The organism is Streptomyces sp. Ag109_O5-10 (assembly GCF_900105755.1).
Taxonomy (GTDB): domain Bacteria; phylum Actinomycetota; class Actinomycetes; order Streptomycetales; family Streptomycetaceae; genus Streptomyces.
Window position 1 is genome coordinate 2,308,038 of record NZ_FNTQ01000001.1, and the last position, 14,573, is coordinate 2,322,610.

At 66.9% G+C, this 14,573-nt stretch carries 9 protein-coding genes and 1 pseudogene; 6 read left to right on the forward strand and 4 right to left on the reverse strand.

Going from position 1 to position 14,573, the window contains the following annotated elements:
• Positions 1-994: 994 nt before the first annotated feature.
• Positions 995-1,948, reverse strand: coding sequence for a glucose-1-phosphate thymidylyltransferase RfbA (gene rfbA / locus BLW82_RS10575; protein WP_093498545.1), 954 nt, complete (start codon positions 1,946-1,948; stop codon positions 995-997).
• A gap of 581 nt (positions 1,949-2,529) precedes the next feature.
• Here rfbA and BLW82_RS10580 point away from each other — a divergent pair.
• The gene (locus tag BLW82_RS10580) at positions 2,530-3,081 is read left to right on the forward strand and encodes a hypothetical protein (protein WP_093498546.1); all 552 of its coding nucleotides are present in this window, start codon (positions 2,530-2,532) and stop codon (positions 3,079-3,081) included.
• 258 nt (positions 3,082-3,339) lie between these two features.
• Here BLW82_RS10580 and BLW82_RS10585 read toward each other — a convergent pair whose 3' ends face one another.
• Positions 3,340-4,638, reverse strand: coding sequence for a nucleotide sugar dehydrogenase (locus BLW82_RS10585; RefSeq protein ID WP_256215747.1), 1,299 nt, complete (start codon positions 4,636-4,638; stop codon positions 3,340-3,342).
• Positions 4,639-5,020: 382 nt separating this feature from the next.
• Between BLW82_RS10585 and BLW82_RS46255 the strand changes: the two genes are divergently transcribed.
• From BLW82_RS46255 to BLW82_RS10595, 3 genes and pseudogenes are all read left to right on the forward strand, one after another.
• Complete coding sequence (locus BLW82_RS46255; protein ID WP_093507985.1) at positions 5,021-5,371, forward strand: hypothetical protein; 351 nt, start codon at positions 5,021-5,023, stop codon at positions 5,369-5,371.
• Between the two features lie 903 nt (positions 5,372-6,274).
• Positions 6,275-6,688: a hypothetical protein gene (locus tag BLW82_RS43875; protein ID WP_143063658.1), complete on the forward strand. Its 414-nt coding sequence runs from the start codon at positions 6,275-6,277 to the stop codon at positions 6,686-6,688.
• Between the two features lie 198 nt (positions 6,689-6,886).
• Positions 6,887-7,219: pseudogene (locus BLW82_RS10595) on the forward strand (4-hydroxyphenylpyruvate dioxygenase); the annotation flags it as partial.
• A 161-nt stretch (positions 7,220-7,380) separates the two neighbouring features.
• On the opposite strand, the gene acnA reads toward BLW82_RS10595, so the two are convergent.
• A complete protein-coding gene (gene acnA / locus BLW82_RS10600) occupies positions 7,381-10,095 on the reverse strand; it encodes an aconitate hydratase AcnA (protein ID WP_093498547.1) in 2,715 nt (904 codons plus the stop codon).
• Positions 10,096-10,615: 520 nt separating this feature from the next.
• On the opposite strand from acnA, the gene BLW82_RS10605 reads away from it, so the two are divergent.
• Complete coding sequence (locus tag BLW82_RS10605; protein ID WP_093498548.1) at positions 10,616-10,813, forward strand: DUF4236 domain-containing protein; 198 nt, start codon at positions 10,616-10,618, stop codon at positions 10,811-10,813.
• Between the two features lie 287 nt (positions 10,814-11,100).
• On the opposite strand, the gene BLW82_RS10610 is transcribed toward BLW82_RS10605, so the two are convergent.
• Positions 11,101-12,045 (reverse strand): CgnE/CgnB domain-containing protein, encoded by a 945-nt coding sequence (locus BLW82_RS10610; RefSeq protein WP_093498549.1) that lies wholly within the window; start codon positions 12,043-12,045, stop codon positions 11,101-11,103.
• Positions 12,046-12,776: 731 nt separating this feature from the next.
• Here BLW82_RS10610 and BLW82_RS10615 point away from each other — a divergent pair.
• A complete protein-coding gene (locus tag BLW82_RS10615; RefSeq protein WP_093498550.1) occupies positions 12,777-14,306 on the forward strand; it encodes a helix-turn-helix domain-containing protein in 1,530 nt (509 codons plus the stop codon).
• The last annotated feature ends 267 nt before the right edge of the window (positions 14,307-14,573 follow it).

Consider the following 14,573-nt stretch of genomic DNA (forward strand, 5'->3'; position numbering starts at 1 on the left):
CTTCAGCTGCCCCTTGGCGTGGTCGGCGCTGAGAGCGCCGTTCGGGCCGGGCAGCCCCGCACTACTGCTCGTGCCGGACCGATGGACAGCATCGGCGATGGCCGCGGCGCTCGGAGCAATATTGAGCACGACGGCAAGCGCGCCCACCGAAACCAGAGTTGCGGATTTCACGCGCGAAATTCGCATTGTTCTACGGCTCACTGAGAACCTTCCTCGCGAAACTTGGGAAATGGCCACGCCGTATACGCACGCACCGAGCGGCGCTCACCAAACGGCGGCCATCGACAGCGCCATTGTTCACTTCGGGCGGCGAAGTAATCAGGAACGAGACCCCGACATAGCCGAATATCACCCGGGTGGCGGCAACGAGTCGAATTAGTGCAAGGCGTCAAAATTTCCGGCTCGACGCGCCTCGTTGACCCCCGGACTTCTGCGACACACGCTGCTGATCGCGAACAAAGTCGGCACGCCCCGGCGTTAGGTCTCCTCCGGCGTGGGCGCCGCGGAGCCCACGCCGGAGGAGAAACGACACGAGATCCTCGGGTCGGGCAACGGCCGGCGGCAGGACGAGTGGACCCCATCCCGAACTGCCACTGCAGCACGTACACTTCCGAGCGCTGAGAGGCGACCGCGGAATTGGCCTCCAGGCCATGAAGGCACGGCCGGACATTCCGAGAGGCACCCGTAGAGGTACGTGGTGCCGTTCAGCCGGACCGCGCTCATTTCCTGAAGCCCAATACGGATGTCGACCACGACGTCCAGGACGGCGTCGCCGACGCATGTCACATCCTTGGCCCGCCTCAGCGGAACAACGCGTAGTGAATATCGCGGCGAATGCCGCGGACGGTGAACACCGCGGGCGTGCCGGCCCATACCCCTTCAACTCCCGGCGGCCACACGAAACAGCGTCCTGCCACGCAGCCCTTCCCGCTGCGCTCACCCTGTGTGTCCTCGGGACATCAGCCGCGCGACGTCGGCCAGGAGAGAGACGCCGTCACACAGAAGCTCGCAGACCGGCGCGCAGCATTTCCTCACCGCGGGGTCCGGTGTCTCCGCCGCCCCGTGGGGGTGCCACGAGAGACCGGGAATCCTCCAGCAGACCCAGCAGGTAGTCGCCGTATCCGCTCGCGAGCAGCGGCTGGGCCAGCTCCCGGAGCTGGTCGTCGTCGATCAGTCCGGCCCGCCAGGCCGCCTCCTCTACACAGCCGACCTTAAAGCCCTGGCGCTGCTCGATCACCCGGACGAACTCCGACGCCTCGACCATGGAGGAGAAGGTCCCCGTGTCCAGCCAGGCGGTGCCCCGGTCGAGCCGGGTGACGCGCAGTTCCCCGGACTCCAGATAGACACGGTTGAGGTCGGTGATCTCCAACTCGCCCCTGGCGCTGGGTCTGAGGCCGTGCGCGAACTCCACGCCCCGATTGTCGTAGAAGTACAGGCCGGGCACGGCGTACCGCGACTTCGGCCGGACCGGTTTCTCCTCGACGGACAGCACCCGTCCCTCCTCGTCGAACTCCACGACACCGTAGGCCGAGGGGTCGGCGACCTGGTAGGCGAACACTCTTCCGCCCTTCAGGTCGCCGTAGCAGGACAGTTGTGTGCCCAGACCGGTGCCGTGGAAGATGTTGTCACCCAGGATCAGGGCGACCGGCTCACCGCCGATGAAGTCGGCCCCGAGGACGAGGGCATGGGCGATTCCCTTCGGACACTCCTGTGTCACGTATTCCAGCCGCAGGCCGAGCTGGCCGCCGTCGCCGAGCAAGCGGCGGAACTGATCCTGATCTTGCGGGGTGGTGACGATCAGGATCTCCCGAATGCCGGCCATCAGCAGTGTGGAGAGCGGGTAGTAGACCATCGGTTTGTCGAAGACCGGCAGGAGTTGTTTGGACACCGAACGGGTCAACGGCCACAGTCTCGAGCCGGTACCTCCGGCGAGCAGAATTCCGCGCACGACATCACCATAGGCGAACTGCCCGCAGATGCCCCTTTTATGGCACGCGTGGCGTACCGGCCGGTTCTTCGGCGACACGAGCGGGGGCCCTTTCCCGACTGCTGTCACCGCGGCCCCGCGCCTGGCATGTGCTGGGTGGCCGACTGGGCCGCCATGGCCCCCGGTCGAGATCGTCCTGCAGTGTGCGGGCTCGCAGTTCGTCGAAGTCCGCGGAGTCATCGACATGTGCCGGGCGAACGGCTCCGAGCCCGGCATCAGAGACTCCACACCTCGGTACAGCTCACACGCCACGGCGATTGCGAAGATCCTCAACACCGAACGCCTCCGCCCGCCCGCACGCAGCGGACGCTTCGGCACTGCCACCGAAGGGGTGGCTCCCACCCGGTGTGGCGGGGGCAGTCGCGCGATCCGCCCAGACAGGCCCATGCTCCCAACAGGTGATAATTCCGATATGCGAATTATCGCATGACTGTCCTGGTAATGATCGGCTATGTCCAAGTGTGCAGCCTCCGCTTGGCAGAGCTCCCCTAGGCGAACTGCCAGGTCGGCGTCGCACACCCTCAGAGAATGGAGACACGCGAATGAAGCACGGTTTGAGAGGCCTGTCCGCGCTGGCCGCTTCGGTCGCCGTTGGGGCACTCCTCGCCTCGCCTGCGGTCGCCCAGAACGCCATCCACGCGGCAGCAGGAGCCAAGCACTCCACTCCCGGACTCGCGTCCGGGAAGTTGGCGGACCAGAGCGGCCACAAGAGGGGTGAGGCCGGTACCCGTTGCCGCGAGGACGAGCGTGGCTTCGGCACGGACATCGTGGCCTACGGAACCTTCGCGAACACCGAGTTCCGCCTGGTGACGAACGGTAAAGGGGAGGCCTTCCTCAACGACAGCCGCTCCCCGGGGGTATGGACGGACATCGATGTCGTCCCCAACGCCCCGAAGTGCGTGATCGACGCCGACGTGTCCGCCACCGACAGCGGTGCAGCCCGCCCCAACAAGCTCTTCCTCAACGTGGAAACCGACAAGGGGGCGATCTACGAGGCTGTTTGCGACATCACCGCGACTCCGTTCAGCGCGTCGAACCTGGTGGTCAGCTGCGGCTCAGGCTTCACTGAGCTTCCGGGGACTCCGGTGCGATAACACCCGTGTGCCGACCCCGGTTCTTCCGCCCCGGGGTCGGCACACACGATCTATGCGGCCAGCCCCTCGACGAGGTCGGCCTGACGCGCACTCGCAGTTGATCGGGTTCTTGAACGCGTCACTCCGGCCGTGTGGAGAACACCGATTGCCGCCCTGCCCCACCGGTTCGCCGGTGTACCGAGGTTGCCGAGACCTCGCACGGGTTCCGACGGAGCGGACCGGGGTCGGCTACATCGATCGGAGCCGCACCCGATGCGGTCAGAGGACCTCGACACGCTCGTCGCGGCAACGGTTGCGGGCATCGAAGACGTATGCCCCTGCTTCCGCGACGAGCGTGTAGTCGAAGTCGTCGTGATCGGTGGCCACCACGACCACGTCAGCCGCCCGGATCTCCTCCTCGGTGAGTTCGACCTGGGTGATCTCCGGCGGAACGAGGTACGGATCAGTGTGCGACTCGGCCACGAACAGCCGGGCGCCGAGATCCAGGAGTGAATGGGCAAGGACGAGGGCCGGAGAATCGCGGATGTCGCCGGCGTTCTTCTTGTAGGCCAGGCCGAGTTGCAGGATGCGCGAGCCGTTGACCGGTTTGCCGCGATCATTCAGCCCACGGATGATCCGTTCCACTACACGGGCAGGCATTTGATCGTTGATCTCGTTGGCCAGCGTGATGAATCGGAGGTCCTGTTTCAGCAGACTCTTCACTTGCCACGACAGGTAAGACGGGTCCACAGGAAGGCAATGCCCACCCACACCCAGCCCGGGCCTGAAGGGCATGAACCCGAACGGTTTCGTGCTGGCAGCCTCGATGGCCTCCCAGATGTCGGCCCCCAACTGCCGAGAAACCAGGGCCATCTCGTTGACCAACGCGATGTTGACATGCCGGAAGGCGTTCTCAAGCAGCTTGGTCAGCTCAGCTGTTCGGCAGGAGCTCACGCGGACGGTTCGCTCCACGATAAGGCCGTAGAAGCGCTCGATGCTTCGCAGCGACTCGGCGTCGATACCGGAGATCACCTTGGGCGTGTTCTCCAGGTGCCAGTCCGGGTTCCCTCGGTCGATGCGACCGGGGCTGTAGCCGAGATGGAAGTCATCGCCTGCCTTCAGTCCGCTGCCCGCTTCCAGTAGCGGGCGCAGCAGACTCTCGGTCGTCCCCGGATACGTCGTGGACTCCAAAACGACCGTGGCGCCCCGGGTGATGTGAGGGGCGATGCTCCGCCCGGCACACTCCACGAAGCTCAGATCCGGCACCCCGTCGCGCAGGGGGGCGGGCACCGTGATGACACACACGTCGAAAGCGTCGGCCCGACAGGAATCGGTGGTGGCATGGAGGCAGCCACTTTGCATCGCCGCCGTGAGGCGTGCGTTGTCGATGCCTTCAATGTAGGAGTCGCAGGCATTAAGACGCTTGATCCGCAGCTTATCCGCGTCCAGGCCGACGACGGAATAACCCGCTTCAACCCCACGAACGGCCAGGGGAAGGCCCACGTATCCCATACCTACGACAATCAGCCTGGGCCTGACTTCGGCATCGATGTTCTGCCGCACCTTCACCACACCCACTTCTCTCCCGAGGAGCCCTCCGGCATATGCCAGGGCCTAGTTATGCACCAAAGTGGCGTCGGTCGGCAACCTTGGTGTGGGTTTCCTGCCAGCATCACCCTAATTCCGTAACCGCCGGCGTGACGCGCTCGAATGAGGAGAGGTCGACCGACAGGGTTTCAGCTTGATCTACAACTGGCATAGATGAACGTTGTCTCGAAGACGATCAAGTCCTTGCCTGAGGCGCCGTCCCCTTAAAACGCCTGAACCGGAGTGACACCAGACATGAATCACTGTTCGAAGTATCTGGTCACCGGTGGAGCCGGCTTCATCGGCTTCCATCTCGTGGACCCGCAGGTACACAACCGTTTCAACGCCCTACCTCAGTGGTGTGGCGGTCGCCATGGGGGCCCGGTTGGGGGTCGAGACATCGACGGCCGCGGTAGGAGCAGTTGTGCTGACGGGAAGTCACCCGACCGTCTTCAGTGGAGCGCTGGAGGCGGCCCTCGCCACCGCAGCCGGCGGTTCCGGCGGCCTGGCGGCGGTGATGGCCGCGCCGGCTGGAGCCTGCCTCGGCCTTCGCTTCCACGACGGCTATCCGGCGCGAATCTTTCTCGGCGACAGGGGCTCGCTCTTCCTCGGCTTCACACTGGCGTCCGCCATGGTGGTTCTCCACGACGACGCCGCAGACTCTCGGGACCCGTCAGCCTTGTGCTCGCCTCCCTGGTCCCGACGTCGGACACGGCGCTCGTGACGCTGTCCGGTCATGGGGAGTCGAAGCCGTTGCGGCAAGGCGCCACGGACCTTATCACCAACAGGTAGCGGCACACGAGCAAGTGGCCCGGACCTCGAGCGTCTTCGCCGTGGTCAGCCGCATATTCTCAATGCGGGTGACATGCGGGTTGCTTGCTCCCGGCATCGCACTCCTCCTGGCCGCTTCCGCAGCGAGTCTCACGGCCCTTCAACCTTACTCAAAGTCCCCTTTACAGCGCCTACTTCACCGACGTAGGCGCGCCGAACGTCGCCAGGGGGCGGGGCGTGCCCGCAGTGGACCCTTCTGCGGGCGTCGCCGAATTCCAGCCGCCCCCTGGCGGCACCAAGCCGGCTCGACGGCCGCCGTCTGTGAAGTGATCAAGATCCTGAACGAGGGGGGCTGTGGAGGTTCTCCTGGTGGATCCCCTACGCCGGCCCCCTCAAGTCGAACGCGACCCACACCGTAGTTCTGTTCCATGCCGCGAGGGCGGAACTGGTCGAAGCGGCCACCGCCGCATGGTTCGGCAACGGCTGCACCGCCCTGTGAGTCAAGTCTGCGACAACCGGCGAGATACCCCTCAGGAGAGGCAGAAGTCGGCTGAGCCCGTCGTCTTCCCAGGGCGTGGACTCGACGGAGCGATCGCGACTGGGGTCAGGCTCGCCCGGGCAGAAGCGACGGCTCAATGGCCGCCCACATAGGCGGGAAGAGCTCTCTCCTTTCAGGGAGCGCCTCCCGGGAGCCTGATACGACTATTTACGCTATTCCGCTCTCCCGGTCATATGGCTTTCCGACGAGCCTGCAGGCGGATGGACCTTCATTCGTATGCGATACCGGAGGGCGCAACCAATTAAGTTCTCCAAAGATACACAGGTAAGCGCCACGAAGTGTGTACCATAACGTTCCGTGAGGATCGTCCCGGAGTCACCCCACGTGCACACGGTGGCCATGCTGTATCTGCAGTACGTCCTTGAGGGGGATTGGGTTGAGAGACGGAGACTGGAGAAGGAGTATCCGAATCTCTCCGCCAGCATTGCCGCGGTAGGATTGAAAGCAGTGGATGAAATCGCACTGCCTGCCGTTCGGCAAGCCCCAGACATCCGCAAAGAGAAGAGAATTCTGAATTCGCGCCAGATTTTCGCCACCCGGGAGAGCGTACCCCCTCGGGTGTTTTCTCGGTTGCAGACTCGAATGTTGGCCCTCCTGGTGCTGCGCCTCATCAGCGCGGAACGCACTGCCACTGGTTTCTCTCGTAGAGAAGAACGACTGTTCGGCAGAGCCCGGCGCGCCCAGAGGCTTCGAGAGCTGGCCGGAAAGTGATGCTGATCGGGTATGGCCTGTTGTGGCGACGAAGGCAACCAACCGCTGCACGACATTCAGGGTCGCCGCGCCGCCATCAGCCGCCGCCCCGCAGTCGGGCCGGTGCGGGAGACGCCACCGCTGGATGCATCATCTCGGGTGCGGATAGGTTTTGGGATGGTCTGTCACACGCGTCGTCCCCGACGCCGCCGGCCCTTCCCAGGCGCCCAGTACCTCGCCCTCACCACCAACGACATCACAGAACCGTCGACGTGCTGTGGGCCAGGAGCGTCGAGTTCCTCGCCACGCCCGAGAGCTACTACACCGATCCCGCGACTGCGCGCCAGGATCGGCCATGTCCGCGTGCCCGTCGAGGAAGGCGCTCCGCTCGGCATCCTCGCCGACGGCGACGTGGACGGTCACCTGCTGCAGATCGTCACCAAGCCGGCGGGTGACCGGCCCACGGTGTTCTTCGAGCGCCATGGCTCCCTGGACTTCGGCAGGGGGAACTTCCAGGCGCTCCTCGAGGCGATCGAGCGCGAGCAGGGGCGGATCAGCGTGGGCGGGACACGTACCTGCCACTGCTCGATCAGCACGAAACAGCAAGCGCCCCGCCAGGCCGAAGCCTGACGGGGCGCTTGTGCGGGACTCTAGTGCGGCCGCCGGTAGCAGCGAGTCAGCGACCAGATCCTCTGGTGTCCGAGCTGATCAGCTCAAGAACCGACAAGCTGGCGCAGCACGTACTGCATGATGCCGCCGTTGCGGTAGTAGTCGGCCTCACCGGGAGTGTCGATCCGGACGACCGCGTCGAACTCGACGCCCGTGTCGGTGGTGACCTTGACCGTGCGCGGGGTGGTGCCGTTGTTGAGCTCCTCGACGCCGGTGAAGGAGAAGGTCTCCTCGCCGGTCAGGCCGAGGGACTCGGCGTTGGCGCCCTCCGGGAACTGGAGCGGGAGGACGCCCATGCCGATCAGGTTCGAGCGGTGGATGCGCTCGTACGACTCGGCGATGACGGCCTTGACGCCGAGCAGCGCGGTGCCCTTGGCGGCCCAGTCGCGGGACGAGCCGGAGCCGTACTCCTTGCCGGCCAGGACGACCAGCGGGATGCCCTGCTCGATGTAGTTGCGCGAGGCGTCGTAGATGAACGACACCGGCGCGTCGGCCTGGGTGAAGTCGCGGGTGTAGCCGCCCTCGGTGCCCGGCGCGATCTGGTTGCGCAGGCGGATGTTGGCGAACGTGCCGCGGATCATGACCTCGTGGTTGCCTCGGCGGGAGCCGTAGGAGTTGAAGTCACGACGCTCCACACCGTGCTCGGTGAGGTACTTGCCGGCCGGGGTGTCGGCCTTGATGGCACCGGCGGGCGAGATGTGGTCGGTGGTGACCGAGTCGCCGAGCTTGGCGAGGACGCGGGCGCCGGCGATGTCGGTGACCGGGGCCGGCTCGTGCTGCATGCCCTCGAAGTACGGGGGCTTGCGGACGTAGGTGGACTCCGGGTCCCACTCGAAGGTGTTGCCGGTCGGGATCGGCAGCGACTGCCACTGGGCGTCGCCGGCGAAGACGTCGGCGTAGGACTTGTTGAACATGTCCTCGCCGATCGCGTTGGCGACGACGTCGTTGACCTCGGCCTCGGTCGGCCAGATGTCCGACAGGTAGACCGGCTTGCCGTCCTGGTCGGTGCCGAGGGCGTCCTTGGTGATGTCCACCTTCATGGAGCCGGCGAGGGCGTACGCGACGACCAGCGGCGGGGAGGCCAGGTAGTTCATCTTGACGTCGGGGTTGATCCGGCCCTCGAAGTTGCGGTTGCCGGAGAGGACCGAGGTGACCGCGAGGTCGTGGTCGTTGACGGCCTTGGAGACCTCCTCCGGCAGCGGGCCGGAGTTGCCGATGCAGGTGGTGCAGCCGTAACCGACCAGGTTGAAGCCGACCTTGTCGAGGTACGGGGTCAGGCCCGCCTTCTCGAAGTAGTCGGTGACGACCTTGGAGCCCGGGGCGAGGGTGGTCTTGACCCAGGGCTTGCGGGTCAGGCCCTTCTCGACCGCCTTCTTGGCCACCAGGGCGGCGGCGACCATGACGTACGGGTTCGAGGTGTTGGTGCAGGAGGTGATGGCCGCGACGGTGACCGCGCCGTGGTCGATCTCGTACGTGGTGCCGTCGGGGGCGGTCACGGTGACCGGGTTGGTCGGGACGCCGTTGGTGGACGCCGGGGCGTCGGAGGCCGGGAAGGACTCCTTGCCCGCCTCGTCGGCGGTGTCCACGTAGTTGCGGACGTCCGTCTTGAACTGCTCGGCGGCGTTGGCGAGGACGATACGGTCCTGCGGGCGCTTCGGGCCGGCGATCGACGGGACGACCGTCGACAGGTCCAGCTCCAGCTTCTCGGAGAAGTCGGGCTCGGCCTTCGGGTCCAGCCAGAGACCCTGCTCCTTGGCGTACGCCTCGACGAGGGCGACCTGCTGGCCGGAACGGCCGGTCAGGCGCAGGTAGTTCAGGGTCTCGTCGTCGATCGGGAAGATCGCGGCGGTGGAGCCGAACTCCGGCGACATGTTGCCGATGGTGGCGCGGTTGGCGAGCGAGGTGGCGGCCACGCCCTCGCCGTAGAACTCGACGAACTTGCCGACCACACCGTGCTTGCGGAGCATCTCGGTGATGGTGAGGACGAGGTCGGTGGCGGTGGTGCCGGGCTTGAGCTCACCGGTCAGCCTGAAGCCGACGACGCGCGGGATGAGCATGGAGACCGGCTGGCCGAGCATGGCGGCCTCGGCCTCGATGCCGCCGACGCCCCAGCCGAGGACGCCGAGGCCGTTGACCATGGTGGTGTGCGAGTCGGTGCCGACCAGGGTGTCGGGGTAGGCCTGGCCGTTACGGACCATGACCGTGCGGGCCAGGTGCTCGATGTTCACCTGGTGGACGATGCCGGTGCCCGGGGGGACGACCTTGAACTCGTCGAAGGCGGTCTGGCCCCAGCGCAGGAACTGGTAGCGCTCCTTGTTGCGGCCGTACTCCAGCTCGACGTTCTGCTTGAAGGCGTCGTTGGTGCCGAACTTGTCGGCGATGACGGAGTGGTCGATGACCAGCTCGGCCGGGGCGAGGGGGTTGATCTTCGCCGGGTCGCCGCCCAGCTCCTTCACGGCCTCACGCATGGTCGCGAGGTCCACGACACACGGCACACCGGTGAAGTCCTGCATGATCACGCGAGCCGGCGTGAACTGGATCTCCTGGCTGGGCTGGGCCTGCGAGTCCCAGCCGCCGAGGGCGCGGATGTGGTCGGCGGTGATGTTCGCGCCGTCCTCCGTGCGGAGCAGGTTCTCCAGCAGCACCTTCAGGCTGTACGGAAGGCGAGCCGAGCCTTCCACCTTGTCCAGCCGGAAGATCTCGTACGACTCGTCGCCCACCTGCAGCGTGCTGCGGGCGTCGAAGCTGTTCGCCGACACGACAGTCTCCTTCATTGATGTGCGCGTACCACCGTCATCGTGCCGCCACGCCGACTTGGCCGATCCAGTAAGGTCAGACTAAGTTAGGCATGCCTTACCAAGGTGGCGGTTGCGGTGCGCCTGGGCAGATATCTCGATGTCGAGATAACTCTAGTACACCGTCGCGCGTTGGTCATGCCCGGACCCGCTGTGCGGTGTGCCCCGGCGAGCCGGGGACGGTCCATCTCGTCGCGTCGGAGGCCTGCGCGGGCCCGGGCCCGCGGGCGACGGCGCAGGGACCGGGGAGGACACCGGGGCCGGCGAGGCGGACGTGCACAGCCGCCGCGAACTCCTGGAGGAGGTCTTCTTCCACCTCTACCTGCCCGGCCCCCCGTCCAGCATCCGCCGACCACGGGCGGCCGACGGCGGCCGCGCGGGGCCACGGCGCGGGGAAAGGGGCCGCAGGGCCGGGCTGAGAGCGCCGCGTCGGGGTAGCCGCAAAGCCATCGGCAAGCCTCACAGCGAGGTGGAAGGAGAAACCGTGCCCCTCACGTTCCGCAAGAGTTTCCGGATCCTGCCGGGTGTGCGCCTGAACATCAACCGGCACTCCTGGTCCATCACCACCGGCGGCCGGCACGGGCCGCGGCACACCCACAGCAGTACGGGACGGCGTACGACGTCGTGGGATCTGCCGGGCCCGTTCGGGTGGCGGCGCACCAGCACGGCCCGGCGCCGGTGACGGCCACGGGGTCCCGGCTCAGGAACTCTCGAGCCTGTTGTAGGCGATGAGGTCGGTCAGGAGGCGGGCGCCCGGGACGGTGGCCTCGGCCGGGCAGCAGCCGGCGAGGGTGGCCACCCGTCCTTGTTCGCTGCGTAGCTCACGCAGCGCCTACAGGAGGACGCGGGCCGCCCGGTTGGCGCGGGCGGCGGTGAAGGTGGTGTCGTCGATCACCTGGGCGCCGCCGTCCGGCTCCGGGTGCAGAGGGGGAACCCGGAAGGCGGATCGTCGGCGTGTCGGAAACCGCGTCAGAGCGTGTCAAGCGGGGCCTTCCGCGAGATGAGTTCGGAGGGGATGCCGGTCAGGCCGTCTCCCACGCCCGGACGGACGCCCGCGGCACCCTCGTTGAGCAGGCAGTTCAGGCTCCGGTCCAGCCGGCCGGCGGAGAGCACGCAGGTGCCGGTGGCAGCCTCGGCGACCGCGCCCCGGTGCCCCGGGGCGCCGACCGCGTGGACGCCGTCGGCGAACGGGCCGAACCCGTCGACGAACCGGTTGTCCTGGATCCTCACTTGCGGCGGACAGGATTTCCGCGCCTCCTCCGCTGTTTCGGCGGCGGCTCTGAACCGGTCGGCGCGGGCGCCGGTCAATTCACGGTGATGGGCGACGATTACGGAATCGATCCGCAACTTTTCGGAAACAGTGAGCTCGCTGTCCTCACGACCGGCGAGATCCGTAGGCGACACGGCCACCTCGAAGCAGTTTCCGATGGTGGCGTGTTCGTCCGGGACAAGTTCGGGTCGAGTACGGCTGGAGAGCCGGAGCCTTTCCGGAAGGCGAATGTCAAGATCCGTCCCGGAACCCGCCATCCGCACTTCTTCGCGGTTCAGGAGAAGTTGGGAGATGATCCGCCGTTTCGCGGCGATGCAGCCCGTTGTACCGATCTCGGAGAATCCTTCGAGATCGTATCGGGCGACCTGCGGATCGACGGAGAAGGAGGCCGGTGGAATCCACGGCACACTGGACGCGGAGAAGACGTCGCGCAGGGCCCGCCGAGACGGCGGCCGGACGTAGTCCAGCGGTACCGCGACCGCTCGCGGCGGCGTCGGCGTACGGCCGCCCAGTCCACCCTCGGACGTCGGCGCCGGCACCCCGTGTGCCGTCAGCCAGTCCGTGAGACCGGGCTCGTCAGTCCGGACACTCACTTCCTGAACTGCGCATACAGCGCCCGGATTGGCCAACAGCCCGTCACGCATCGGGCACCAGTGCGGCCGGGCGGGTGCGGGTCGGAATGTCACTCAGCCGGCTCCAGAGGACCGCGGGCGTCTGTCGCCGTACGGCCCCCCTCCGGCGGCCCCGCCGGGCTCCGGCCAACCGTCGGGAACCGTCAGGGCACGGCCGCACGGACCGCCGTCGCCCGCCACGCCTTCCGCCACCCGAATCATTCGGGATATGGGCGATCCCCACTGCGTGAGGGGAGACTGCGGGAATTCCTGGCGGCTGCCGCCGTCGGCTTTCGGGAGAGGCCGCCCGCGGCAGCTTCGGAGACAACGGACTGCGTATCAGATTACGTTGTGGATGATCGCGAGGAAAGGCTTGGAGTTCTCACCCTCGGGCGTCACGTCGGTCATTCCACGATCGACTTCGAGGGAGCCCAGCGGAGTGATCAATCGGGCTTGTAGAATTCCGGCGAACAGGGCGGTCTCAGTGGCTGCATGAGCATTTCTCGCATCTCCGACTCGAGCCTGGCGGGACGTGTCGGCGGGGAGCACCGGGAACCGGTCAAGTGCACGAAGGAAGGACCTTCGGACAATGGCCGGCGGAATTCCCGGCCAAACGTTGGGAGCGGCCTTCACGCGTTCCCACTCCCCCCTTGCGCGAGTCTGAACAACGGTCGACGGACCGAACGCCCGGGCCCGTTGACAGGGCATCACCCGAACGGACCCCCCAGCGGGCGCCATCTCATATCTGAGATAACCTCGGCCTCATGGCAGACGACTACCTCGTACGCATCGGCAAGCTCATCCGTGACGCCCGGCAACACCGCGGCTGGACACAGACACAGCTCGCGGAGGCGCTCGGCACCAGTCAGAGCGCTGTCAACCGCATCGAGCGCGGCAACCAAAACATCAGCCTTGAGATGATCGCTCGAATCGGTGAGGCCCTGGACAGTGAGATCGTCTCACTGGGCTACGCGGGCCCGATGCATCTGCGGGTGGTGGGCGGTCGCCGGCTGTCCGGCGCCATCGACGTGAAGACCAGCAAGAACGCGTGCGTGGCCCTGCTGTGCGCCTCGCTGCTCAACAAGGGGCGCACGGTGCTGCGCCGGGTCGCCCGGATCGAGGAGGTGTACCGCCTGCTGGAGGTGCTCAACTCCATCGGCGTGCGCACCCGCTGGATCAACGACGGCGTGGACCTGGAGCTGGTGCCCCCGGCCGACCTCGACATGGCGTCGATCGACGCCGAGGCCGCCGTGCGCACCCGCTCGATCATCATGTTCTTCGGCCCGCTGCTGCACCGCATGGACCAGTTCAAGCTGCCCTACGCCGGCGGCTGCGACCTGGGCACGCGGACCATCGAGCCACACATGATCGCGCTGCGCCGTTTCGGCCTGGAGATCGCCGCGACCGAGGGGCAGTACCACGCCCAGGTCGACCGCGCGGTCCGCCCCGGCCGCCCGATCGTCCTGACCGAGCGCGGCGACACGGTGACCGAGAACGCGCTGCTGGCCGCCGCCCGGCACGACGGCGTCACCGTCATCCGCAACGCGTCCTCCAACTACATGGTCCAGGACCTCTGTTTCTTCCTGGAGGCGCTGGGTGTCAAGGTCGAGGGCATCGGCACCACGACACTCACCGTGCACGGCGTCCCGAACATCGACGTGGACGTGGACTACTCGCCCTCCGAGGACCCGGTCGAGGCGATGAGCCTGCTGGCCGCGGCCGTGGTCACCGAGTCGGAGCTGACGGTCCGGCGCGTCCCCATCGAGTTCCTGGAGATCGAGCTCGCCGTCCTGGAGGAGATGGGCCTCGACCACGACCGCAGCCCCGAGTACAGCGCGGACAACGGCCGTACCCGCCTGATCGACCTCACGGTCCGCCCCTCCAAGCTGGAGGCGCCGATCGACAAGATCCACCCCATGCCCTTCCCCGGCCTGAACATCGACAACGTGCCGTTCTTCGCCGCCATCGCGGCGGTCGCGCAGGGCAAGACCCTCATCCACGACTGGGTCTACGACAACCGCGCGATCTACCTGACCGACCTCAACCGCCTCGGCGGCCGCCTCCAACTCCTCGACCCGCACCGGGTCCTGGTGGAGGGCCCGACCCGCTGGCGAGCCGCCGAGATGATGTGCCCGCCGGCCCTGCGCCCCGCGGTCGTCGTCCTGCTGGCCATGATGGCGGCCGAGGGCACGTCGGTGCTGCGCAACGTCTACGTCATCAACCGCGGTTACGAGGACCTCGCCGAACGCCTCAACTCGATCGGGGCGCAGATCGAGACCTTCCGCGACATCTGACGCACGGGTGCCGCCGCATCCTGCCCGACCTGCCGTTCAGCGGTGCAGGGAGGGGTGCGGCGGCGCCTGTGGGCCTTCTCCGGGACTTTGGGCCTGAGGTGGGCTACGACACTGGGCTTCCACACGTAGGAGTTGACGGCCCCCCCCACCTGCCCGCGCCCGGAGACCTCGGGCGCGGGCAGATCCGGCTGAACCCGAGAGGCGACCGGGTCGGCCCCCGGTCCCGCGGCACCCGACCACGCCGTGTCACCGGCAACACGCCGGAGC